Below are 1,043 nucleotides of genomic sequence, written 5' to 3'. Positions count from 1 at the left end.
CGCCACCACGTGCGCGCGGCTGTCGCACCACGCGGCCACGCCGGCGATCAGCCCGCCGCCGCCCACGCTCACCAGCACGCTGTCGGGCAACCGGTCGCCCGCCTGGCTTTCCATCTCCAGCGCCAGCGTGCCGGCACCGGCCACGACTTCGGGCTGGTCGTACGCATGGTTGAGCAGCGCGCCGGTGGCCTGCTGGCGCGCCAGGCAGGCCTGCAGCGCTTCGGAATACGCAGCGCCGGTCACCACCACTTCGGCGCCCAGGGCCCGCAGACGGGCGCGCTTGGCCTCCGGCGAGATCTCGGGCACGAACACCTCGCAGCGCACGCCCAGCGCGCGCGCCGCGGCCGCCGTGGCAATGCCCGCGTTGCCGCCCGAGGCGATGATCACGCCGCTCTCGGGCACGGGATTGGCCAGCATGCGGTACAGCATGCCCCGGGCCTTGAAGCTGCCGCCCACCTGCAGATGCTCCAGCTTGAGCCACACCTGCGCGCAGTCCACGCCCAGCGCGCTGCCGCTCAACTGCAGCAGCGGGGTGGTACGAAGAAAGCCGGCCTGTGCGGCCAGGCGCTGGTGTGCAGTGGAGATGGCGGAGCGATCGATCATGAGGGGGCCTTTGGCGAATCGAAAAGAAAGACCGTGCTCGCACGGCCCCGCACGAAGAACGACGGGCAACGGGCTTGCGGCACACGAAACCGTCGAGTGTATGCAGCGCACCAGGCGCCCGCCACGCACTCGCCGCACACCCGCCACGTGAAGCCATCGAAGCCCGCCGCCCTCCCCCGCCATGCCCCGGCTTTCCGCGGCCCCAGCATCTGCCGATACCATGGACCGCCGATCGCGGCGTGCACGGCGGTGTGCACGCCGGTGCAGCGGCATGGCAGGAGATGGCGATGTTCTATGTGTTCGGGCCTTCGGGCCAGATGTACCGCGGCGGGCCGGAGCAATTGGCGCAGGTGGCGCCCGTGCGGCGGGTGCAGCGGCCCCAGGCACTGCGCACCCGCTCCGCCGACCCCGAGGCGGCTCCGTTCCCCCCGGTCCCCGCG

The 1,043-nt window shown here is 72.3% G+C and carries 1 protein-coding gene and 1 pseudogene; one reads left to right on the top strand and one right to left on the bottom strand.

Annotated features, from left to right (window positions below; all coding sequences use genetic code 11):
* The coding region (locus AC27KI_RS25650; RefSeq protein WP_487116634.1) for a pyridoxal-phosphate dependent enzyme at positions 1–603 on the bottom strand (603 nt) is incomplete at its 3' end.
* Between the two features lie 287 nt (positions 604–890).
* Between AC27KI_RS25650 and AC27KI_RS25645 the strand changes: the two are divergent.
* Positions 891–1,043, top strand: a pseudogene (locus tag AC27KI_RS25645) (CBS domain-containing protein); the annotation flags it as partial.

The organism is Acidovorax sp. KPB24-03 (assembly GCF_057546605.1).
Note: the sequence above shows the minus strand (reverse complement) of the source record. Positions and strands in the feature narration are given on the sequence as shown.